The sequence below is a fragment of the Alteromonas sp. 1_MG-2023 genome, assembly GCF_030547075.1.
Taxonomy (GTDB): Bacteria; Pseudomonadota; Gammaproteobacteria; order Enterobacterales; family Alteromonadaceae; genus Alteromonas.
This window is the reverse complement of the sequence record NZ_JAUOQH010000016.1, coordinates 58,773-82,145: the sequence shown is the minus strand read 5'-3', so window position 1 is coordinate 82,145 and position 23,373 is coordinate 58,773. Positions and strand designations below refer to the sequence as shown.

Annotated in this window: 24 protein-coding genes; 7 read left to right on the top strand and 17 right to left on the bottom strand. The window is 44.1% G+C overall.

What is annotated here, in order from left to right:
• Positions 1-222: 222 nt before the first annotated feature.
• The 9 genes from hflC to Q4561_RS15845 form a co-directional block, all read right to left on the bottom strand.
• Positions 223-1,104: a protease modulator HflC gene (gene hflC, locus Q4561_RS15885; RefSeq protein ID WP_303461954.1), complete on the bottom strand. Its 882-nt coding sequence runs from the start codon at positions 1,102-1,104 to the stop codon at positions 223-225.
• A 5-nt stretch (positions 1,105-1,109) separates the two neighbouring features.
• Positions 1,110-2,261 carry an FtsH protease activity modulator HflK gene (gene hflK / locus Q4561_RS15880; RefSeq protein WP_303461929.1) on the bottom strand — a complete coding sequence of 384 codons (1,152 nt, stop codon included), beginning with the start codon at positions 2,259-2,261 and terminating at the stop codon, positions 1,110-1,112.
• Between the two features lie 71 nt (positions 2,262-2,332).
• Entirely contained in the window at positions 2,333-3,622 is a 1,290-nt protein-coding gene (hflX, locus tag Q4561_RS15875; protein ID WP_303461927.1) for a ribosome rescue GTPase HflX, read from the bottom strand.
• A 17-nt stretch (positions 3,623-3,639) separates the two neighbouring features.
• Positions 3,640-3,891: an RNA chaperone Hfq gene (gene hfq, locus Q4561_RS15870; RefSeq protein ID WP_013786373.1), complete on the bottom strand. Its 252-nt coding sequence runs from the start codon at positions 3,889-3,891 to the stop codon at positions 3,640-3,642.
• A gap of 77 nt (positions 3,892-3,968) precedes the next feature.
• Positions 3,969-4,913, bottom strand: a complete 945-nt coding sequence (gene miaA, locus Q4561_RS15865; RefSeq protein WP_303461925.1) for a tRNA (adenosine(37)-N6)-dimethylallyltransferase MiaA — start codon at positions 4,911-4,913, stop codon at positions 3,969-3,971.
• A complete protein-coding gene (gene mutL / locus Q4561_RS15860; RefSeq protein ID WP_303461924.1) occupies positions 4,906-6,759 on the bottom strand; it encodes a DNA mismatch repair endonuclease MutL in 1,854 nt (617 codons plus the stop codon). Before mutL ends, miaA begins: the two co-directional genes overlap by 8 nt.
• A 35-nt stretch (positions 6,760-6,794) precedes the next feature.
• Positions 6,795-8,144 carry an N-acetylmuramoyl-L-alanine amidase gene (locus Q4561_RS15855; protein WP_303461922.1) on the bottom strand — a complete coding sequence of 450 codons (1,350 nt, stop codon included), beginning with the start codon at positions 8,142-8,144 and terminating at the stop codon, positions 6,795-6,797.
• Between the two features lie 90 nt (positions 8,145-8,234).
• Positions 8,235-8,717 carry a tRNA (adenosine(37)-N6)-threonylcarbamoyltransferase complex ATPase subunit type 1 TsaE gene (gene tsaE, locus Q4561_RS15850; RefSeq protein ID WP_303461920.1) on the bottom strand — a complete coding sequence of 161 codons (483 nt, stop codon included), beginning with the start codon at positions 8,715-8,717 and terminating at the stop codon, positions 8,235-8,237.
• A gap of 74 nt (positions 8,718-8,791) precedes the next feature.
• Complete coding sequence (locus Q4561_RS15845) at positions 8,792-10,291, bottom strand: NAD(P)H-hydrate dehydratase (protein WP_303461919.1); 1,500 nt, start codon at positions 10,289-10,291, stop codon at positions 8,792-8,794.
• 6 nt (positions 10,292-10,297) lie between these two features.
• Between Q4561_RS15845 and queG the strand changes: the two genes are divergently transcribed.
• Positions 10,298-11,473, top strand: a complete 1,176-nt coding sequence (queG, locus tag Q4561_RS15840) for a tRNA epoxyqueuosine(34) reductase QueG (RefSeq protein WP_303461917.1) — start codon at positions 10,298-10,300, stop codon at positions 11,471-11,473.
• A 91-nt stretch (positions 11,474-11,564) separates the two neighbouring features.
• Here the strand turns inward: queG and Q4561_RS15835 are convergent, their stop codons facing one another.
• From Q4561_RS15835 to nudC, 3 genes are all read right to left on the bottom strand, one after another.
• The gene (locus Q4561_RS15835) at positions 11,565-12,215 is read right to left on the bottom strand and encodes a hypothetical protein (protein WP_303461915.1); all 651 of its coding nucleotides are present in this window, start codon (positions 12,213-12,215) and stop codon (positions 11,565-11,567) included.
• Between the two features lie 86 nt (positions 12,216-12,301).
• On the bottom strand, positions 12,302-13,393 hold the full coding sequence (gene hemE, locus Q4561_RS15830; protein ID WP_303461953.1) for a uroporphyrinogen decarboxylase: 1,092 nt from the start codon (positions 13,391-13,393) through the stop codon (positions 12,302-12,304).
• A gap of 251 nt (positions 13,394-13,644) precedes the next feature.
• A complete protein-coding gene (nudC, locus tag Q4561_RS15825) occupies positions 13,645-14,478 on the bottom strand; it encodes an NAD(+) diphosphatase (protein WP_303461913.1) in 834 nt (277 codons plus the stop codon).
• A gap of 169 nt (positions 14,479-14,647) precedes the next feature.
• Between nudC and rsd the strand changes: the two genes are divergently transcribed.
• The 5 genes from rsd (at position 14,648) to Q4561_RS15800 (ending at position 17,820) form a co-directional block, all read left to right on the top strand.
• Entirely contained in the window at positions 14,648-15,094 is a 447-nt protein-coding gene (gene rsd / locus Q4561_RS15820) for a sigma D regulator (RefSeq protein ID WP_303461911.1), read from the top strand.
• A 74-nt stretch (positions 15,095-15,168) separates the two neighbouring features.
• Positions 15,169-15,642 carry a transcriptional repressor gene (locus tag Q4561_RS15815; protein ID WP_303461909.1) on the top strand — a complete coding sequence of 158 codons (474 nt, stop codon included), beginning with the start codon at positions 15,169-15,171 and terminating at the stop codon, positions 15,640-15,642.
• Positions 15,632-16,096, top strand: a complete 465-nt coding sequence (locus Q4561_RS15810) for a chemotaxis protein CheX (RefSeq protein WP_303461907.1) — start codon at positions 15,632-15,634, stop codon at positions 16,094-16,096. Before Q4561_RS15815 ends, Q4561_RS15810 begins: the two co-directional genes overlap by 11 nt.
• Positions 16,086-16,532 (top strand): secondary thiamine-phosphate synthase enzyme YjbQ, encoded by a 447-nt coding sequence (locus tag Q4561_RS15805; RefSeq protein ID WP_303461905.1) that lies wholly within the window; start codon positions 16,086-16,088, stop codon positions 16,530-16,532. Before Q4561_RS15810 ends, Q4561_RS15805 begins: the two co-directional genes overlap by 11 nt.
• 91 nt (positions 16,533-16,623) lie before the next feature.
• On the top strand, positions 16,624-17,820 hold the full coding sequence (locus Q4561_RS15800; RefSeq protein WP_303461903.1) for an OmpA family protein: 1,197 nt from the start codon (positions 16,624-16,626) through the stop codon (positions 17,818-17,820).
• Positions 17,821-17,986: 166 nt separating this feature from the next.
• Here the strand turns inward: Q4561_RS15800 and dnaB are convergent, their stop codons facing one another.
• The 5 genes from dnaB to Q4561_RS15775 form a co-directional block, all read right to left on the bottom strand.
• A complete protein-coding gene (gene dnaB, locus Q4561_RS15795) occupies positions 17,987-19,372 on the bottom strand; it encodes a replicative DNA helicase (RefSeq protein WP_303461901.1) in 1,386 nt (461 codons plus the stop codon).
• A gap of 215 nt (positions 19,373-19,587) precedes the next feature.
• Positions 19,588-20,058 (bottom strand): hypothetical protein, encoded by a 471-nt coding sequence (locus Q4561_RS15790; protein WP_303461900.1) that lies wholly within the window; start codon positions 20,056-20,058, stop codon positions 19,588-19,590.
• Positions 20,059-20,423: 365 nt separating this feature from the next.
• Complete coding sequence (locus Q4561_RS15785) at positions 20,424-21,410, bottom strand: DUF4097 family beta strand repeat-containing protein (RefSeq protein WP_303461898.1); 987 nt, start codon at positions 21,408-21,410, stop codon at positions 20,424-20,426.
• Between the two features lie 11 nt (positions 21,411-21,421).
• Positions 21,422-22,024 carry a hypothetical protein gene (locus Q4561_RS15780; RefSeq protein ID WP_303461896.1) on the bottom strand — a complete coding sequence of 201 codons (603 nt, stop codon included), beginning with the start codon at positions 22,022-22,024 and terminating at the stop codon, positions 21,422-21,424.
• Positions 22,011-22,592 (bottom strand): RNA polymerase sigma factor, encoded by a 582-nt coding sequence (locus Q4561_RS15775; RefSeq protein ID WP_303461894.1) that lies wholly within the window; start codon positions 22,590-22,592, stop codon positions 22,011-22,013. Before Q4561_RS15775 ends, Q4561_RS15780 begins: the two co-directional genes overlap by 14 nt.
• Positions 22,593-22,723: 131 nt before the next feature.
• On the opposite strand from Q4561_RS15775, the gene Q4561_RS15770 reads away from it, so the two are divergent.
• Positions 22,724-23,371: an MOSC domain-containing protein gene (locus Q4561_RS15770; RefSeq protein ID WP_303461893.1), complete on the top strand. Its 648-nt coding sequence runs from the start codon at positions 22,724-22,726 to the stop codon at positions 23,369-23,371.
• Positions 23,372-23,373: the final 2 nt, after the last annotated feature.

Genomic DNA, 23,373 nt, shown 5'->3' with positions numbered 1-23,373 from the left:
GGTACTCATAAAGCTGCGTTTTATAATAATAAATTCACGTCTATTTTAACGTATTTTGAGCAATTTGGGCAGTAGGAGGTCGAATTGAACAATTTAAAGTGTTCGTAAAACACCGAAAATATTTAGCAAAATGTTTAATTTTCAGTTAATTACGTAGTTTACAGCAGGCACAAAAAAGCCAGTCTTAAGACTGGCTTTTTAACAACAAAACGATGGTGGGTATTAATTACCTTTAGATGCATTCATGTAGCGGAAAAAGTCGCTATCTGGTGCAATCACCATCACATCTTGCTTATTATTAAAGCTGGCTTTATATGCATCCATACTTCTTAGGAAACTATAAAAATCAGCGTTCTTAGAATAAGCATCTGCATAGATTTCTGCTGCTAACGCATCCCCTTCACCACGAAGTTGACGTGTGTTACGTTCAGCATCAGCAAGCATTACCGTAACTTTAGCGTCTATATCAGCGCGGATAACTTCAGCTTGCTCTTGACCTTCTGAACGGTGCTCTCTCGCTACACCTGCACGCTCGGCGCGCATACGCTGGAAGATTGAGTTACTCACTTCCGTAGGTAAGTTAATCTGCTTAACACGTACATCAACAATCTCAATACCAAGCTCATCAGAAGACGTTGACGCCTGTTCCATTGCTTGGTTCATTAGTGCTGAACGCTCACCAGAAACAATCTGCGCAATAGTACGAGTACCAAATTCAGAACGTAGTCCGTTGTTTACCTTTTGCTTCAGTAACGCTTCAGCTTGTAACTTGTTACCACCGGTTGAAAGGTAATAACGAGCGAAGTCGTCAATGCGCCATTTTACGTAAGAGTCAACAATTAAGTCTTTCTTCTCACTGGTAACGAAACGGTCTGGCGTATCATCCAAGGTTTGAACTCGTGCATCTAAGTGGCGCACAGAGTCAATAAATGGAAGTTTAAAATGAAGACCTGGCGCGAATACTTTGGTATCGCCTGTGGCATCATCTCGTTGCACTTTACCGAATTGGATTACAATGGCACGCTCGCCTTCAGTCACTACAAATAGAGAGCCTGAAACAAGAACCGCAAGAAGTACTAATACTGCAATAGCTAAATTCTTCATCATGATTATCTCCCCTCTCTGTAGCTGTCACCACGAACACCAGAGGTGGATGATGAATTACGGCTATTTTGACCTTCGTCAGTCACCGGCATTTGCAACCCTTCTAACGTATTACGTGAGCGAGGTGTAGTGTTGCCTTGTTGGCGTTCCATGATTTTATCTAAAGGAAGATACATCATGTTGTTTCCACCTTTACTGTCCACAAGGATTTTACTGGTATTACCCAATACTTCTTCCATTGTTTCAATGTAAATACGTTCGCGCGTTACCACTGGTGCTCTCTCGTATTGAGGTAGCAACTCTTCAAAGCGTGCAACTTCACCTTGCGCTTCAAGTGTTACACGCTCTTTATAAGCCTGTGCTTCTTCATTCATACGGTTAACTTGACCACGTGCACGAGGTTCAATCTCACGTGCATAGGCTTCGGCTTCTCGAATAAAACGCTGTTCATCTTCCTGCGCTGAAATTGCATCATCAAATGCATCTTTCACTTGCTCAGGTGGACGTGCATCGCGGAAGTTCATGTCGATAATCGACACCCCGATGTTGTACGGCTCTATAATAGCTTGAAGTTCTTCCCACACACGTTGGCGAGCTACTTCACGGCCGTCAGTAAGCACATCATCCATTGTTGAATGGCCTACAACGTAACGAATTGCGCTGTCTAATGACTGACTTAAGCTGGTTTCAGGGCTTTCAACAGCGAACGTCCAACGGTAAGGGTCAACCACGCGAAATTGCATTTCCATTTGAACGCTAACCACGTTTTCGTCTTCCGTTAGCATAGAGCCTGACGATGATTGGTCGCGAATAGATTGCACATCTACGGGAATAACTTTGTCGATAAACGTTGGCGCCCAGCGTAAACCAGGTTCAACTTGCTTAACATATTCACCGAAACGTAATACTACGCCTCGCTCAGCTTCACGAATGGTGTAAAAACCACTCACAGCCCAAATAATAACTACCAAGCCAATTAAAATACCAGCACCGATACCGCCCAAACTCTTACCTGAGCCACCGCTGCCGCCGCCAGACTTTCCGAACTTACCGAATAAGTTCTTGAATACATCATCTAAATCGGGGGGACCTTGATCACGTCCACCGCGATTTTTCCACGGGTCGTTCTTATTGCCACCCGGCTCATTCCAAGCCATGCTGATACTCCATAGATTACAGTTTTATTTTTGAAATTCGCATGCATTGCCGTGCTAAAAATTAGCAGCGGTTAATGTCGCACAACATACTCTGATATTCCGTTTTCTAAACGCTTTTCAAGTCGATTCCAATCGGCCATTGGCATTCGAACATCTACCACCCAATCGCCTTGGTCATCATACTCTTCACTGGATATACAATTCAGTTCAAATAATACGCCACGCAGACTACTTTGCGCTGGCGGTATTTTAAGCGTGTAGTTAACCATACTTTTGCTTAAGCATTCAGTTAATGCCTGCCCAAGCAATTCAGTGCCTTCACCGGTTTGCGCTGATAGCCAAACTCGGATTGGAACACCTTCCACGTTTCTTTCAATACGAGGCTTTATATCATCTAGTTTATCAATCTTATTACATATTAGTAATTGTTGAATTTCATTAGCGTCGATTTCTTCCAACACATCGTTAACTTCATCGATAGTTTCACGATATTTCGCATCCGCAATATCCACCACATGAAGCAAAAGATCCGCTTCTTGGGTTTCTTGCAGCGTCGCTTTAAACGCGGCCACTAAATCGTGTGGAAGATGCCTAATGAAACCTACTGTGTCAGCTAATATGGCTGGCCCAACATCTTTCAAATCTATTTTTCGAAGCGTAGGGTCTAACGTAGCAAACAATTGGTCTGCCGCATACACATGTGCGTCGGTAATAGTATTGAATAGGGTAGACTTACCAGCATTGGTATAGCCCACTAAGGATACTGTGGGAATTTCAGCACGCTTTCTAGACCTTCGCCCTTGTTCGCGCTGTTTTTGGACTTTCTCTAAACGGCGAAGAATAGCTTTAATACGCCCTCGGAGTAATCGACGGTCAGTTTCGAGCTGGGTTTCACCCGGCCCGCGTAAACCAATACCGCCTTTTTGGCGCTCTAAGTGAGTCCAGCCACGGATAAGGCGTGTAGAAATATGACGCAATTGGGCAAGCTCAACTTGAAGCTTACCTTCATGTGTTCTTGCTCTCTGCGCAAATATATCCAGGATTAACCCAGTTCTATCTAGCACTCTACACTGACAAACCGCTTCTAAGTTTCGCTCTTGAGAAGGCGACAAACTATGGTTAAAGATAACGACATTCGCATCGTGAGCTTTAACCGCTGCTGCGATTTCTTCCGCTTTACCCGAACCCACAAAGAATTTAGCTTGGGGTGCACTTCGTGAAGTTGTAATAACTTCTGCCGCGTTCACCCCCGCAGACGAGACGAGCAATTCAAGCTCGGCTAAATCTTCTTTGCTGTTTTCATCAGTAAAATTAACATGAACTAGTACAGCCTGTTCACCGGCTTCATAACGGTCAAACAAGCGCGTTACCTTTTAATTTATTCAGCTTTAGTATTTTCAGATTCTCCTGTAGCGCTCGGCATAGTAATCGCGCGAGCGGGAACAACGGTAGAAATAGCGTGCTTATACACCATTTGGCTTACTGTATTTTTAAGTAGAATCACGAACTGATCAAATGATTCGACTTGTCCCTGTAATTTAATGCCGTTTACCAGATAAATAGATACTGGGATACGCTCCTTGCGTAATGCATTTAAGAATGGGTCTTGTAAAGATTGCCCTTTAGCCATTTGATATCCTTAGTTTTTATTATTCGTGGCCCTTACTCACGGCCACTGCACGTCTAATGTATACCACACTCAACTTATTAGAGTGTGACTTTCGCTGTAATTTTAGTCAAATTATCTTTACAAAATGTGTCAAGCCAAGTGAGGTTTTCCCAACCCCTCAGCCACGTAAGCTGACGCTTAGCGAGCTGCCTAGTCGCAATAATGCCTCTTTCGCGCATTTGCTCGTAGGATAATTGGCCATCTAAGTACTGCCACATCTGTCTATAGCCAACCGAGCGAATTGACGGTAAATCTTCGTGAAGATCGCCCCGTTCAAACAACCGCTTAACTTCTTTTTCAAAACCATCGTCTAACATCATGTCGAATCGCTTAGCAATTCGTTCATGTAGAACGCTTCTATCTTCTGGAGCAATAGCAAATTGGCTAATCTCGTAAGGGCAGGGACTGCCTTTCTCGTTTTGCCATTCTGTTAGTGTCTTACCCGTTCCACGAAATACTTCTAATGCGCGGGTTAGTCGTTGAGGGTCATTAGGGTGAATTCTGTCACCGCTAATAGGGTCCACTCTGCAAAGTTCGTCATGCAATGTCTGCCAACCCGACACTTCAGCTTCACTGGCTATTTCACTACGTATCTTTTCATCTGACTTAGGTAGTGGCGAAATTCCATTTATCAAGGCGTTAAAGTACATCATTGTACCACCAGCCAAAATAGGCACCCTATTTCGGCTATGAATCTCTTCAATAAGCCTCACCGCATCATTGCAAAACTGGGAAACAGAGTAACTGTCCGCAGGATCGATAATATCAATAAGATGATGGGGAACTGCCGATTTCTCAGCTGCCGTTGGTTTCGCCGTACCAATGTTCATATCAGTGTAGACTAAAGCTGAGTCAACGCTGATAATTTCGCAGTCCATCATTTCAGCTAGCGCCAAAGACAAACCTGTCTTACCTGACGCTGTTGGACCCATGATGGAAATAACAGGTAACTGAGAAGATGCAGATTTTATGCCACTAACCATGGTCATTTCCCCATGATGTCAGCAGGTTGTCTATCGAGCGCACTTTACCAAATCGTTCAATATATTCCCATCGTTTCAGCTCGTTTTGCTCATCCAACCAGTACCATAGCTGAGCGCACAGGGTTTCATCGAAATCTTGATTGTCAGCAATCATCAGGTGATAACTTCCGTCGTCATCTGAAACGTCACTTTCTAGTAGCCTTTCAAACCAGCGTATCCAAGGGAAATGCCGCGTACCAGCGGGTACTTGTTGCAGCCTGTACTTCCCCGCTACTTGGTTAATTTCAAAGTTAAGAGCGCTAAGAGAGTCAAGTTTGCTCGGCGCTACTTGTGACATCTCAATGGCCACTGGCATCAGTAGCGGTTGCGAATGTTCCGCGGCTTCAAACATGCTTTGTAAGTACACGTGAGCAAAAGATTTGACATCAACTAAGTAAACATTTTCTTTAAGTGAGTAAATTCTACAATAAGGGGTTATCGCAAAATGTATATTCTGTTGGCTCTGCTCAAAGCTTTCATTACCTGATGTGTCTCTGTTTGGCGTCATCAACCGATTAAAGTTAGATTGATAGGCAGCGGTAGGCGCTCTCGATTGTCGCTGATTTGAAGTACCACCTGCTGAAGCTGTTCTCACACCTGAGCCTACGTTTGCCCCTTGATATGAAGAATCAGTAGGAAAAGATGACGCCGGCGAATGCCCTAATGGACGAATATAATCGTGGCTTTCTTGCGCGGGATTAAAGCTAACAGGCTCATTCGAATTGGAAGATTCATGTTGGTTGTTGCTTTCAGTACTGGCTCGGCCGGTATCAGAAATACCATGTTCCGTTGCACCATCCGAATGTGAATCAGTAATAGAGTACAAGGCATCGCATACGGTTTTACAAATGAAGTCATGCACTAACCTGCCCTGCTGAAAGCGAACTTCATGCTTTGCGGGATGCACGTTTACGTCTACATCCTTTGGATCCAGCGTAAGATAAACCACAAACGAAGGTTGTTCTAATACGCCCCACACACTTTCATATGCTTGCCTAATAGCGTGCATGATGAGTTTGTCGCGCATACCCCGCCCATTGACAAAACTAAACTGGCAATCATTACTACTGCGCAGCATAACTTCGCTACCCAGCCATGCGCTCATGGTTATCCCTTCATATTCAACATTTATATGAACGGCATTATCAATAAATTTTTGCCCTACTACAGCGGCAATTCTTGGCGGTAACCTGCCCTGTTTATCGGCAATAAATCGCTTAGTGGTCTTGCCGTTATGTTTAAGAATAAAGCTAGCATGAGGGTAACTTAGGGCAATTCGCTTTACTACATCTTCAATGTGTTGAAATTCGGTTTTTTCGGCACGAAGAAATTTGCGCCTTGCTGGCGTATTGTAAAAAAGGTCTGCCACATCAATGGTAGTTCCTTTTGGGTGTGCCGCAGGCTGAATATTAACCGCCATTTCTCGGCCTTCGCAGTAGGCCTGCCATGCTTCACTTTGGTCTTCTGTTTTAGATGTAAGCGTAAGGCGGCTTACTGAACTGATACTAGCTAGAGCCTCACCACGAAAGCCTAACGATAAAATTCGCTCTAAATCGTCCAGTGTCGATATTTTACTCGTTGCATGACGGCTAAGGGCCAGTTGCAATTCATCTTTAGCAATGCCGCCGCCGTTATCTTTTAAACGGATGCGTTTGTGGCCGCCTTTCTCAATATCTATTTCTATTCTATCAGCGCCTGCATCAAGGCTGTTTTCTAATAATTCTTTAACTACGGACGCGGGGCGTTCAACCACTTCCCCTGCGGCAATTTGGTTGGCCAATTGTGGCGATAATAATTGTATAGACAAAAGAAACTCGTAGGTAGAAATTGATTAACGTAACGTTAGGTTCTTGGAATTGTCAGTACTTGCCCAATTCTTACAACGTCACTATTTAGGTTATTGGCTGCTTTTAAGCGGCTAACATTCACATTGTAGCGCTGCGCAAGGAGAGAAAGCGACTCGCCGCTTCGCACAGTATGAGTTCGACTATCTGCACGTTCAAGTGCCCACAAGGTGCCATCTGGAGGCACTTGTTTGAAATAACGCTTTGCAGCAGTAAACATAGCCTTAGCCAGCTTTTCTCTGTGTTTACCCCAGTTGAGATTTTTCTCTTCTTGAGGGTTAGATATAAACCCAACTTCAACCAAAATTGAAGGGATATCGGGAGCAGTTAGTACTGCAAAGCTTGCTGCTTGAGGCGAACGTTTATGCAATGACGTTACCTGCTTCATTTCCTCAATCACTTTGTTACCCAAATCATGGCTGGTCGCCATACTGTGATCCATCGATAACCCAAGGATAGTTTCTGCCAGATACCGTTCGCTCGATTTATCGCTAATAACTTCCGCTGCGCCACCCAGTAATTCAGAGTGACGTTCTGACTTTTCTAGCCAACGCCCCAGTTCAGTATCGGCGCGACGCATAGATAACACCCATACCGAACCACCTTTAGGTTGCGGTTGGCTAAATGCATCAGCGTGAATGGATATTAATAAATCCGCTTTTTGCTTACGGGCTAATTCTGGTCGCTTATTAGGCGATACGTAATAGTCACCGCTGCGGGTCATAATGGCCCGCATACCGCGCTCACCATTAATCATGGCTTCAAGCTTTTTAGCAATACTTAACGTAATATGCTTTTCATACGTGCCTGCCGGCCCAATGGAGCCTGGATCGCCTCCGCCATGGCCCGCATCAATTGCCACTATGATATCTCTGTTTCGATGACTGCTTGAACCATCGAGTACCACTGATGGCTTTGATGAATTTGACGACGATTGGCTCGAAGAAGATCCCCCGCCGTCGGCCAAATCAATCACTAATCTATGGCCATGAGGTTTATCTGGCGCCATAGCAAACAGTGACGGCGATGCTGCGCGAGTTAATTCAATAACCACACGAGCAGAGTTTTTGTTCTTAGGGGTGGAATAACGTACCTTACTTATCAAGTCGCCAGACTCAGATTGTAGAGATAACGCCTTGCTATCGCTGGTATTCGATAAATCGATGACCAATCGATTTGGATTTTTAAGCAAAAAGTAAGTGAATTCAGGCGCAGACGACATATCGAGAACAATTCGCGTGTTATCTGGAGAGGGCCAAAGTCTTAAGCCATCAATTTGGTTCTGTGCGGCGTGGACAGTCTGTACTACCACCCACATGCACATTACCAATAGAATTTTACGTACCATACTTCGCCTTTATTGTGCGCATGAAAATTGCGCATTTACCTTGCTTGTTGTCACAAGCTTATCGTCGTTATTATTTGCGTATTTTTACTATTATAGCGTTTTACAGCCTTGCAATACTTTTGCACCTTTAACGCTTGCCGCTTCAATACTGAACTGACGACCAGTTGGCACAATATTTATACTAATCACAATATCGGGGGATGCCAAGTATTCCGCACCATTTTCTGACCATTCTATAAGCGCTATGTTTCCGGAACCGAAATAATCTCGAATACCCATGAATTCAAGTTCTTCTGGATCGGCTAAACGATACAAATCGAAATGATAAATTGAGACATTGTCTAATTCGTAAGGTTCCACCAAGGTGTAGGTAGGGCTTTTCACATTGCCTTCATGCCCTAATGCTTGAATGAAATACCGGCTAAAGGTGGTTTTCCCCGCCCCTAAATCACCATTTAAAAAAATAACGGTATCGATAGGCTGCTGAGCCGCTACAGCATTCGCCAAATCTTTTGCCATTGCTGACGTATCTTCTGGGCTTGCAGCAAAAAATGAAGAGTGTGGGTAAGACATCTTTTTAACGTTCCACATAACCAAACTAAAAGGCTGATATAGGCAGTAAGCCGAAACCAGCCTCTACCATCTACTTACTGATTAATTAACGCACGTACTGCGTCAAAGAGATCACTGGCTATCATACCACGTTGTCCATAAAGCTGGGCAATATCATCTCCAGCCTTAGCATGCAGCACCACGCCATATTTAGCGGCAATATCTACACTTAAACCTTGTGCCATCAGTGCGCCTAATATTCCGCTTAGCACATCACCACTGCCCGCGGTGGCCATGCCTGGGTTACCGTGTCGGCAAACCCAGGTTTTCTTTTCGTTATCGATAAGCGTACCTGCGCCTTTTAAAACACACACCGCGTGATAGCGCTGTGAACATTGTCTGGCGTAATTGAAGCGGTCACTTTCGACATCTTCAACGGATACCCCTAGCAATCGACCCGCTTCACCGGCATGAGGCGTTAGCACGCAGTGTTCTAGAGTATAAGCCGTAGACTGCTTGCATAAGAGATTCAGTGCGTCAGCATCAATAACGATAGGTTTGTTTTCACTTTGACAGTGTTTTAGTACAGCGGTAAATACGCTTTCTGACCATTCATCTTGACCAAGACCTGGGCCTAATACAACACATGATGCCCACGCTAATGCATCATCTAAATGACTGGATGTCACCATTAATTCAGGGCGACCAGCACTGACTTGAATGGTAGAGTCTTCATGTGTATAAACCCGTACCATTCCCGCACCACTTCGTAGCGCCGCTTCACCGGCTAACCGAATAGCGCCTGCCGTACCGCAGTTTCCGCCCACACACAGTAATCTGCCATAAGTCCCCTTATGGCTATGTACATCACGAGGCCCCATGCCTTTAAAGTGCTCAATATTTAATAACGTTGCGCTGGCTTTCGCTAAAGTTTGAAAAGCTTTCCCTATTCCTAAATCGGCGTAAACCAATTTACCGCAAGATTGTTTACCTGCACCGGTAACTAAACCAGGTTTGATACCGACAAAGGTCACAGTGACATCTGCCTCTACGCAGCGCCCTAGGCTTTGGCCCGTGTTAGCGTCTAGCCCTGAAGGCACGTCTATACTGACTACGGGCGTGGTTGAATCATTGATGGCATCAATAACATCGGCAAATTCGTTGCGAATATAGCTGTTAATACCTGTACCTAGAAGGGCATCTATCACCACATCTGCTTTTTCAATTAGCGCAGCATCGAAAGGCTTAATTTTGCCCCCTGCGTCTTTCCATTGTTGCTGGGCGGTGCCCGCATCGCCTTCTAGCACGCGATTTGGTTCAATAGCGCAGACATACACGGTTTTACCTGCTTTTTTTGCATTCAGTGCAGTTATGTAACCGTCGCCAGCATTATTTCCTTGGCCTAACAGAATTAAATACACTTCTGAATTAGCGAACAAACTTTGGCACTGTTCAAATACCGCATCGCCAGCACGCTGCATCAATGTGAACATATCACAGCCAGATTGAGCTGCTGCTTCAGCTTCATTTTCTCTGACCTGATCGGCCCGAAACAGTTTGTATGATAAACTTGAGGTGAGTTGAGTATCTAGCATAAGTACATGTCCACTATTAATTCTATCGACCTAATTCAATTGACCCAAGATATCAAGGCTTGGGGCCGCGCGCTAGGCTTTCAGCAAGTTGGTATTAGCGACATTGATTTACATCAGCATGAAGCCCATCTAACGGAATGGTTAGAGAACGGCTATCACGGCGACATGGCCTTTATGGCAAACCATGGCATGAAGCGAGCTCGCCCCGACGAACTCGTACCGGGTACATTGCGAGTTATTAGTGTGCGCATGAACTACCTTCCACCCGATGCCTCATTTGCAAAACACTTAAGCCAACCAAACACAGGCTATATAAGCCGATATGCTCTTGGTAGAGATTATCACAAGGTTCTGCGCAAGCGCTTGAAGCAATTGGGTGAAAAAATTTCTACCGCGCTTAGTGACACCCAGTATCGCCCTTTTGTGGATTCAGCGCCGGTATTGGAACACGCTATTGCAGAGAAAGCGGGAATAGGTTGGACAGGAAAACACAGCTTAACCATTAATAAAGAAGCAGGTTCGTGGTTCTTTTTAGGCGAGCTTTTTATTAATGTCCCCTTGCCCATCGATACCCCCATCGAAGAAGGTTGTGGTACTTGCACAGCCTGTTTAACCATATGCCCTACTAATGCAATAGTAGCGCCTTATAAAGTAGACGCTAGGCGCTGCATTTCCTACCTTACTATTGAGTCTGATAAGGATATTCCCGAAGAACTCCGCCCTTTAATGGGTAATCGAATTTATGGTTGTGACGATTGCCAGCTTATTTGCCCGTGGAACCGTTACGCAGACATCACTGAAGAAGAAGATTTCCATCCCAGAGAGGTTTTACACGGCCAAAGCTTAACAACCCTCTTTTCATGGGATGAAGCGACCTTTTTGGCCAACACTGAAGGCTCACCTATTCGCCGGATTGGGTTTGAAAAGTGGCAGCGTAATATTGCAGTAGCTTTAGGTAATGCGCCCTACAGCGAACTGACGATTAACGCACTGCAAGCAAACCTTGGGTGGGTTAGCGAGAAAGTCGATAGGCATATTGAATGGGCGTTGGCGCAACAAGTTAATAAAAAATCAGGATTGGGCTTAGACGATAAACTAGAAGGCAAATTAGAAGAAAAAGGGAATAGACAACAAAAACGATTAACCAGAGCAGTAGAGAAAGGGTTACCAAGAGATGCTTAACGGTAAAGCAGCGCTGTTTTTAAAATGTCAGATTCGATGCTTGATGTTCGATGATTAGGCATTAGAACGCAGGGTTCGAGATGCAAAAGCGCTAGGTCGTTGCACCGCTGACAACAACCGGGCGAGAAGAAAACTTAACCCCAATTTGGCTACTTCCCTCTTCCACCGTACTCACTTCGTACATTTCACCGAATTGCCACCACGATTGTGCTTTTAAATCTTCAAGCATACGCTCAAACCCCGCGTGACTACCCGAGTACTCCCCGGTAAATTCGCACTCTGACTGTGTACATTGAAAAGAGTTAAGCGTGAGCTTTTGACTGCTGGGGTGAAAGGCTAAAAATTCAGTTATTTCGTTTTGAGCCTCAAAGTCTGAAAGGCTGTGAGTGGCGCTCATTGATGCGACCGAACTAGCTTCGTTAAGAACTGGCTCGGTTAGTACTGGTTCGGTTATTGGTGGTTCAGCATATTCGGGAGCATCCATCACTGGCGAAACAGACGCGGTTTCCATAGCGTCTTGTTCATCAACCTCTTGCTCTGGAGGCACAGCTTCGCCCGACATTTGAGGGGTGGCTTTAATTACCCTAAGGTTGCTACTTTCCGTGGTGCGTGAACGCTCCAGCACTGTATTCAAGCGCTCTTTTTCCACGTTAAAGCCTGCCAGCTTTCCGTGGTAGTAGCCGAACTGGTAGCCAGTCACGGCAATAAAGAGAATGAGTACAATAACAACCCAGGGTTTCATGATTTCCTTACCAGTTTAATAGCGAGTCATAGCTGCTTATATAACTACTTATATAGCGACTAAAGTTTGTAGCAATTTATAGATAGCTACTTATGATAAGGCGCACTCAGTTCGTGAACTGAGTTTACAAATACACCCGCATTTTCTGGTGGCACATCTAAGTGAATACCGTGACCTAGGTTAAACACATGACCAGAACCTTCGCCATATCCAGATAAGATAGTGCTCACTTCTTCACGAATTCTTTCTGGCGATGCATAAAGCATGGAAGGGTCCATATTGCCTTGCAACGCTACCTTATCCCCAATACGAGCACGAGCTTCTGCAATATCGATAGTCCAATCCAAACCTACCGCGTCACAGCCAGTAGCAGCAATAGACTCCAACCACATACCACCGTTCTTGGTAAATAAAGTAACAGGTACTTTTCTGCCGTCAGCTTCACGAGTAAGTCCATCAACAATACGCGCCATGTACTGTAAAGAGAAGTCTTTATAATCTCGTGGTGACAACACGCCGCCCCACGTATCGAAAATCATGACCGATTGTGCGCCCGCTGCAATCTGAGCATTTAAATACTCAGTTACAGAGTCTGCTAATTTTGCTAATAAAGCATGCAAAATCGCCGGCTCAGCAAACGCCATTTTTTTAATTTTAGTGAAGGCTTTACTCGAACCACCTTCCACCATGTACGTGGCAAGTGTCCAAGGGCTACCAGAAAAACCGATTAACGGTACATCGCCGTTAAGTTCACGGCGAATGGTACGTACCGCATTCATTACATACTGCAACTCGCCTTCTGGATCAGGCAAACCAATCTTATCTACATCGGCTTTACAGGTAATCGGCTTTTTAAAGCGTGGACCTTCGCCAGTTTCAAAGTAAAGCTCTAATCCCATAGCATCAGGAATAGTAAGGATGTCTGAAAACAAAATAGCGGCATCTAACGGAAAGCGACGAAGAGGCTGTAAAGTCACTTCACAAGCAAGTTCGGCATTTTTACATAATGACATAAAGTCGCCAGCGACTGCTCGCGTTGCTTTGTACTCAGGTAAATAGCGACCAGCTTGTCGCATCATCCATACAGGGGTGACATCAACAGGCTGCTTAGATAAAGCCCGTAGGTAGCGATCATTCTTTAAAGCGGGTTTAGCAGCACTGGTAGCATTTTGCGACATATATTCACCTGAAATTAGAAAATCAAACGGCGAAATTATACCAGCATTCACACCCTTTTGTGTTAAAAAGCTGTCGTAATTTGGCGACTTGCGATACAAAGTCACATTATTGCGACGAACAATACTTGAAAAACCTGAAAAATAAACTTGCACTAATTAAAAGTCTTTGCTACTAATAGTTCCAGTAACAATGAAGAAGCCCGAAAAGGGACCGTGCTAAACTCATTAGAGCCCTGCTTATGCAGGGTTTTTTATTTGTCTTTCAATTGCGACAGTGTCTGTGCAATTAACTTACCTGCAATAGAAAACGGTGGTGGAATGGTTGGCAAAGCATCAACACTAAACCATTGTGCATCATCAATTTCATTTTCCTGACAGCGAATTTCTCCACTTTCATATTCAGCAATAAACCCAACCATTATTGAATGGGGAAACGGCCAAGGCTGACTATCGATGTAACGCAGGTTTTTAACCTTTACCCCAACTTCTTCAAATACTTCACGGTGAACAGCCTCTTCTAAGCTCTCACCACTTTCTACAAAACCAGCAAGGGTTGAATACATATTGGCTTCTTTATGACGAACCCCTTTTGCCAAGAGCAGCTTTTCATTATTGTGGATTGAAACAATGATACACGGAGACACTCGAGGGTAACTTCTATGGTGGCAACGATGACAATGCACTGCCATTTCCCAATTCACTCTTTCAGTATGCGAACCACACTGACCGCAAAACTGATGGGTCCTCAAAAAATGAACATACTGCCACGCCCGACCTATTATCGAAAACCCCATATCTTGCTGTTCAAACAATACTTGGCGTAGCGATACCGATTCCCATTGGTCGTCTTCTATCGTTTCAGCGCCGAGATCTACTACAAAAACAGGCTCATTTTGCTCGGCTGATTCGTGTAGGGGGGGAAGTTGATGAACCTCATCTCGATAATTTTCAAGAAAACTGAATTCATTAATATGTGCTAAGGGCACTTTTATTTCGCCCTTACGAATAACAATTCGACCTTTGGAAAAAATAATCCATTGCCCGATTTCAGTTTCAATATCACTATCGCTGCGCTTTATCATCATAAAACTGTTACCCACCCATTAAATATGTACAAGTTAAGATAACATATATTTAATTGTGACAACTCGGTGGGTTCAATTTGTGTCGTATAGGCTGAGTGTTATACTAGGGGCTAAATGCTGGTAAATAGCAGGTGCTGGATTAAATAGCGCTGATTGAAAGGATCATGACATGTTACAGCAGTTAGAAAAGGTAAAAGTAAAATGGGGCGGGAAAAGCGATACTGTCGATAATTGGCTTTTAGCCAGACAGTCACTGCTTGTTTCTTATTGTCATTTGGCAGGTTTAAACCAGCAAGGCGAGTCATTACCTGAAGCTAATGACATTGCTAATTTTTGTGAAAATCTAATGGACTACCTTTCCGCTGGGCATTTTGAGGTTTTTGATATGCTGGTTGATGACGAAGTAGAAGGTAAGGCTTTGAAACAACGCCTTTACCCAAAACTTACACAAACGACCGACTCAGCCTTACAATTCAATGATAAATTCGCAGAGGCACTTACTATTGAACAAGCAGCTGTATTTGACAGCGAGCTTGCTAATATTGGTGAAACTCTTGAAGAGCGCTTTGCTTTAGAAGATCAGTTAATTGCACACATGTATACCAACGCAGATTAATTGCCGTTAGTTTAATCTGTGTAATTAATTGAGTCGTAATCAATATAATAAGTAAATAGCCACGGTAGCAATAAATGAATAAAGCCACGCTTATCAATAAAGCACGCGCATACTGCGAGCAAAGAGGCGCTAGATTTACCCCTCTTCGAGAGAAAGTGTACGAAATTTTAGTCTCTAAACATGGGCCTATGGGTGCATATGAATTGCTTGATGCGTTAAAAGAAACTGAGTCTGGTGCGAAACCGGCTACTGTTTATCGTGCTCTCGACTTTTTACTCGACTTTGGATTTATCCACCGTTTAGAGTCGACCAATGCTTTTGTTGCTTGCTACCATTTTGGTTGCAATCACCCTGTTCAGTTCCTTATTTGCGACAGTTGCGGTGACGTCGCTGAGATACAGTCTGAGGGTTTAAAAGAGACACTAGATAGCCAGGCACAAGCTAATGGCTTTAAAGTGTCAAAGCAAACCATTGAAGCCCATGGACTTTGTTCTGAATGCCAACAGACGGAAAATACCGTAGAGAAGGAACACTCCCATGAATGCTGATTTCGTTAACCCTTTTATTGCTGGTTTACTCAATGTATTGGAAACCATGGCGCAAACTAAGCTTACTCCGGGTAAACCGAAGCGTAAGCAGGGTGAAGTCGCTAAAGGAGACGTTTCAGGTTTAATTGGTATGGTGGGCCCCAATGTACGCGGTTCTATGTCAATTACTTTTGAAGAGTCTTTGGCGTTAACTATTATGGAACGCATGGTGGGTGAGCGCCCAGAAAAACTTGATGCGGAAGTAGGTGATATGGTGGGTGAAGTGACCAACATGATCTGTGGTAATGCCAAGCGTGACCTAGCTGAGCGTGGCTTCGAGTTTGGAATGGCTACCCCTATTGTTGTGTCTGGGAAGCAGCATACCATTAGCCATCAGGTGAGCGGAGCAAAGATAATATTACCTTTTATGTGCGATGAAGGGCTTGCGCACTTAGAGATCTGTTTTGACAAATAATTCCTGGTACTCTGAAAATATTACACTACCTGAATTTCCTCGTGGCTTTCATCTAGTAACAGAGTATATAATTAGCGCTTTACCAATGCTGCAAAGCATTGAAGTAGGTCTTCTTCATTTATGGCTTAAGCATACAAGTGCAAGTCTAACCATAAATGAGAATGCAGATCCGACTGTTAGGTCGGATATGGAGGCCTTCTTTAACTATAGTGTAAAAGAAAATTTGCCCTTTTTCCGGCATACTTACGAAGGTAGTGATGATATGCCAGCCCATTTGAAGTCTAGTTTACTGGGGTGTCAGGTTTCAATACCAGTGGAGAAAGGGAGGCTACAACTTGGTACTTGGCAAGGCATCATGCTTGGCGAGCACCGAGATTTTGGCGGCCAAAGAACGATTATTGCCACATTACAAGGGTTAGCTAGATCGCCTATATAACAAAACGGCATATAAATTGCTTAGCTACTACTAAGCACAAGCTAGAATTATCATAAATCGATAATCACTCAACGTTTAACAGGATGTGACTATGAAAAAACACTTTAAATTAGCGGCACTTTCGCTTGCCGTACTTTCATCAACTGCTTTTGCACAAGATTCTTCTGAGCCAGATTACAAAAACTGGTTTGGTATCTCAGGCATGTATTACAACACTGATGCTTCTCGTCCAATGACTGAAGGCGTTTACGATGATGGCCAAGGCGTAGCTTTCGAATACGGTTTCCGCTTTACACAAAGCTGGGCAGCTCGTGTTGAATTTACTGCTCTAGATCTAGATTACCGTGGCGGCACAGCTTCAAGCACAAGCGAAGATGGCGAAATGGTAGGTGTTGATGCAATGTATTTCATGCCTAACGATGCATGGTACCTATTCGGTGGTGTTAAACGTCAATCAGTTGGCGACTCAACAACACTAGGTAACATCGGTATCGGTAAACATTGGGATTTAGCTGACTCTGTTAAAATTATCACAGAGATTGCTACTTACCATGATTTCGGTGAAGACTATAACGACTACAGCGTTAAAGTTGGTTTAGCGGTTCCTTTCGGAAAATCTACACCTTCTGCACCTAAAGATGCTGACAGCGATGGCGTAATTGATAGTAAAGACCAGTGTCCAATGACGCCAGCTGGCGTACGTGTTGACGCAACAGGTTGTAGCATTGATAACGATAACGACGGCGTACTTAACAGTGTAGACCAGTGCCCTAACACACCAGCAGGTACTGTTGTTGATGCTAAAGGTTGTGCACTTAAAGATGCTGATAACGATGGCGTTGTAGATTCGAAAGACATGTGCCCAGACACAGCTGCAGGCGTTAAAGTTGACGCTAAAGGTTGTACAGTATTTGACGAAGAGACTGTAGAAATTACACTACGCGTTCTTTTCGACAACGAAAGCTCTGTTGTTAAAGCACCTCGTGATCCAGAAATCTCTGAATTCGCTGAGTTCATGAAGCAGTACACTAACACTACCGCGGTAATTGAAGGTCATACTTCTGCACCAGGTTCTGAAGCATACAACATGGATCTTTCTGAAGACCGTGCTGCATCTTTCAAAGAAGTTATGGTAGATATGTACAACATCGATGCTAGCCGTTTAGAAACTGTTGGTTACGGTGAGACTCGTTTACTAGATTCTAGTAAAAATGCCGAAGCACATCGTGTTAACCGTCGCATCTCTGTGACTGTTAAAGATACTGTTAAGGTTCCTGAAGAGAAGTAAGCTTCCCTCAGACCCAAAAAAGGCGCCCTTGAGGCGCCTTTTTTTATGTCTATTCTTTTACGACTAGTCTCATGTGTGTCTAGCCTCTTGTGTCTAACGCCTAACCTCTATTGATGTTCACTACTTTTGCTGTCGCAATGAACCTACACCTACCCTTTCTACCCGATTAATATTCGTCAGGCATTGCTGGACCAGCATAATTGTCAAAACGAGAGAACTGGCCTTGGAAAGTAAGACGACTGGTGCCGATAGGACCGTTACGTTGTTTACCTATAATTATCTCTGCTACGCCCTTCTCTTCGCTGTTCTCGTGATAAACCTCATCACGGTAGATAAACATAATAAGGTCGGCATCCTGCTCGATAGAGCCCGATTCACGCAAATCTGAGTTTACAGGTCGTTTATCGGCCCGTTGCTCTAGGCTTCGGTTAAGTTGTGACAGGGCAACCACAGGCACTTCTAACTCTTTTGCTAACGCCTTAAGTGAACGGGAGATTTCAGCAATCTCCAAGGTTCTATTGTCACTCAATGACGGTACGCGCATAAGTTGAAGGTAATCAATCATGATTAAGCTAATGCCGCCACGCTCACGGGCCAGCTTTCTGGCTCGGCTTCTCACATCCATTGGCGTAAGACCAGATGAATCATCAACAAACAGCCTGTCTTTGTCTTTCAACATTGCCATCGTGTTTGAGATACGTGCCCAATCTTCGTCATCTAGCTGAGCTGTACGAATTTTGGTTTGATCAACACGACTAAGTGACGCCAACATACGCATCATAATCTGTTCAGAGGGCATCTCTAAACTGAATACTAATACGGGCTTTTCTTCGGACATCATGGCGTTTTCGACCAGGTTCATGGCAAACGTGGTTTTACCCATTGAAGGACGAGCAGCAACAATAATTAAGTCTGAAGGTTGAAGACCACTGGTCTTTTTATCTAAATCTGTGAAGCCAGTAGTCACACCGGTTACTTCTTTATTGGTTTTAACCAAAACTTCAAGACGGTCGATGGTTTTACCTAGTACTGCCTCTACATCCCGAGGGCCTTCATTTTCACCTGTGCGGCGTTCTGCAATTTCAAATACTTTGCTTTCTGCTAAGTCTAAGATATCCGCGCTGTCGCGGCCTTCAGGGTTATACCCTACTTCGGCAATCTCATGAGCTACACCAATAAGCTCACGGGTAATAGCACGTTCACTGATAATTTGTGCATAAGACTTTACGTTTGCCGAACTAGGCGTATTTTTAGCTAATTCACCGAGATAAGCGAAGCCGCCAGCATTTTCAAGTTCATCATGCTTTTCAAGCTCTTCCGATACGGTGATAAGATCGACCGGAGCACTTCGGTTCAGTAACCGAGTAATAGCACTAAAAATAGTTTGGTGAGAGCGATTGTAAAAGTCAGTATCAGTAACGACTTCCGCCACTTTATCCCAACTTTCTGGATCAATAAGCATACTGCCAAGAACAGACTGTTCAGCCTCAATACTATGAGGGGGAACTTTCAACTTCTCTACACTATTATCGCCTTTTGGAGGGGATACCACTTACACTACCTACTCTATTTACTTGAAGCACGGCCCACTATTATGCGCTTTTGCGCAACGTTGAACAATGAGGATAAGAGCATAAATGAAGGTTAGTCGTATTAAATAACCTTGCAGGAGAACACAGATTTTAATGAAGTGCTTGTCTTGTAAGGGCTCGCATAACTACGCTACCCCAAAAACGGTAATCTACAATGGTAAACTCAAAGGTTAATTTAGAGAGTTTTTTCAATACGAAAAAAAGTGCCATCAAAAACCGTGTACGCCACACTATGCTCTTGATACAACAATACTGAACCTAGTTCTTGCGCTCCGTTCTCACAGACAAGTTCTACTTGGGTTACCTTCCCATCATCAAAGCCAAGTAAATCACTGTCAATTTTGAAACTTAAGGCGACTTCAGCTACATCAATTTTCTTCTCGGAATACTCAGGTGACAAACAGGCTTGCTGATTTAAGTGTGCACCGTCTGACCGATAGACTAACGAACTACCTAACATCTCGTCAGCTTCTGATTCACTTTGTGCTGAAATACCTGGCTGGTAGGCTTCTGTCACCACCCAAGTTCCTTCAAAGAAGGCAGGATCTTTTACTGCGCATCCTAGTGTTAATACACTGACACTTATTGCGCCGGCAATGAGGCCGTGAAAGCGCCAAAAACGCTTAAAATGGCTAAGAATATTCAAAGCTCTTTCCCTAATTATTGATTATTTAGCGCTATTTGCGGATATTGACTTAGCTATTCTGACGCGGGTATAGGCGTTATGTTCATAAGCGTGGGGTAAATAGACACAAAACTGCGGTAGACAGATTACTGGCCTGTTAAGTGATGTAGCACCACCTGACGATGTAGCACCACCTGACGTTGCAGCAATGCAATAGTAATCTGTCGTTGCTTAATTACTATATGGGGGCTATAGCGTCTTTTTCAAGCTAGAGCCGCTTTTTCATGTCAAAGCGCCTGTTGCATGTTAAAGCGCTAATTAAACAAAGCGCGCTTTGGCTATGCCCCCATTATTTATAACCTTTATTAACTTACACTTTCATGCTGCTATTGAGCATCAATTGTAATTCGCCCATTAACGGTAGAGATATCAACATTGGCAGAGCCATCGTTGTTGATAAATCGTAGCCAGCTACTTGGGCCGTATTTAGGTTTCTTAGCTTCATCGCTACTCACGTTATTAGTAATCTTTCCGCCGGCGTGAGTTTCAATATCAAACTGGGCAGCGACCTCAGGTTGAAAACTAAAATGCAGTTCGCCGCCTACTGAGTTGGCGTTCAATCGCCCATTTTTATTCAAATACATGCGGGCGTTAGTTGTTCCATTTACCGTAGTCACACTTAGCGAGTCTATTTTCTCTAGCTTGAGGTCTATACCGCCATTTACCGTTTCAACCGTTACATCAGGGCTAGTAGAGGCAAGTTTCAAGTCGCCATTAACCGCTACAAAAGATACATCTTCTTGGCCTGAATGCGCAGCTTCTACATCACCATTTACGGTTTCAATATCCAGTCTACCCTTCACGTTTTTTAGCGTAATATCGCCATTAACCGACTCAACTTTAACTCGGTCTGCAACATCGCTAATAAGCACATCACCATTCACCACTTCTACATTAACGCCTTGGGTAATATCGCTTATTTCAACGTCTGCATTCACCGCGGTGTAATTAACATCGCTGGTTTTCGGCACAAAAATAACCAGATCGTCGCCTTTCACTTTGCTTTTATTTTTCCACCAATCCATCCCGCTTCTCTCCACTTCTACATGGATAACAATGACATTGCCCCGCTGCTCAAAGATAAATTCTTCCGTGTTTTCACCAAGCTCTCCGGTAACCTGAACCTGAGGCTTATCCCATCCTCTAATTTCAGCATCCCCATTAACGTGTTCAATATCAATTTTTGCATTGTTAGGGGCATCGAGCATACGGTCAATTTTCTCGCCTGCATGGGCTGATACTGCCAATAGTGAGCTGCTAATAAGCACGCCATGAAAAAGTACACTAGCCAAGGTTTTGCGTATTGTGGTCATAATATAATTCCTTAAATTTGTTGCCATTTGGGCGCGTGCACTCGCTCAATTAACGTTATTTGCTGTTGGTATACGTGTTGTAGCATTTTAAGTAATGCCCGATTACTCGGATCATCTTTTAATGCTGCCCTAATTACGCCGGCCGCATCATCTAACTCTTCTAATTGGGCTTGCCAATTTTCGCTCAATTCTGGTGTTTTATCATAGCTTGCCAGAAGGGCTGTCATTTGCTCGTTTTGTTGCTGACTAAGCGCATCTACCAGCGCATAGCCTGCAAGCTTTGACTGCTTTGGAGTTGATTGCGGTGGGTTGGCTTGCCGCGAACCTGGTTGCTCTGAATTTATTCCTGTTAACTTGGTGCTATCAGAGTCACCTTCTCCTGAGGTAAAAGCAGGTGAATAAATCCAGATAACACTCACTAGCATGATACTTGCTGCCATTGCTAGCCAAGGTGCAATGGATACCTGAGCAACGCTATTCTCTTCCTTGTTTTGTACCTTGGAATCCTTTGAATGCAATGAAAGCTCAATACCCCGCCATAAGTCTCTTTCTGGCTCACGGCGCTGTGGCAAGCGTTGAATTTCAGCGTCCAAGGTCTTATCAAATTTCGTCATCTTCACACCCCATCCACGTTTTAAGCAGTTGTTTGGCTCGGTGAAATTGTGCTTTACTGGTCCCCACCGCCATATCTAACATTGTGGCAATTTCTTCGTGCCTATACCCTTCAATCGCGTGTAATACGAATACCATTCTTGCTCTTTGTGGCAACCGGACGACTAAAGCTTCTAAATCTATTTGACTACTGTCGGCAGCGGCTGGCATGTCCATCGCCGGGCTAGATTCGATATTAAACATACGCTGTACCCAATTACGTTGTTTTCGCAAATAAGACACAGTGACATTCGCAGAAACACTATGTAACCAGGTAGAAAACTGACTTTGTCCGTCGAACCTATCAAGTTTCGACCACAACTGAATAAACACTTCTTGCGTGGCGTCTTCTGCAAGACCACGATCGCCAGTTAACCGGAAACACAGTGCGTAAACCCGCCCCACATGGGTGTGATAAAGGGTTTTATACGCCACCTTATCTCCCTGCTGTGCTGCGAGAATAACCGAAGCTTCGCTCTGGCTTTTATCGTCAGTAGTCAGGTTAGTAACCTGTGCTAGAGTACGCTCCATGACAATCTCATTGTTTTCCTGTAAACCACTTTTTTCGACATTTTCGGCTTACCGTCTTGTTATTGTTGAAAGGTTAGTCGTACCCTATGTGATAAAGGTTTAAATTAGCAAAACTTATTTTTGGAGTTTGTATGCCTTCACCCTTAAAAGTTGACGCGTTATTCGCAGGCCAGCCCCATCCGCTTGGTCCACGCGGCGCACCAAGTAGTATTGTAAAAAGCGCCGTTACGCAGCTAACGGTTCACCTTGATTCCACCGATGAAGATCAACAGTCTAATAAAAAACTTCATGGCGGCCCTGAAAAGGTTTTGCATCAATTTAGCCCCCTTCATTACTTCACATTACGAAAGCATTTTCCAGACGGCGAATTTGCGCCTGGCACTATTGGTGAAAACATTAGTGTAGATGGCATGGATGACGCCACCGTGTATATTGGTGACGTATGGAAGTTCGGTGAAGTTGTATTGCAAGTTAGTGCACCCAGAGCACCATGCAGTAAAATATCCCAGCGCTTCAATATTCCAAACCTAGATAGGTTTGTAGGCGAGCGAGGCATTACCGGATGGTACTATCGCGTATTAGAAACTGGTGTGATTAACGTGGGCGATACGGTAGAGCTTGTGAGTAGAGATGAGAACACCGTTAATGTACAAACTCTCATGCAATGCGCACATACTAAAACCGATGCCGCGTTGGCCGCTAAGCTGGTAAATTTAACGACTATTGATGATGAATGGCGTGAAAAGTGCGCCCGTATTGTGAAGAAGCATGAAAAGTAGCG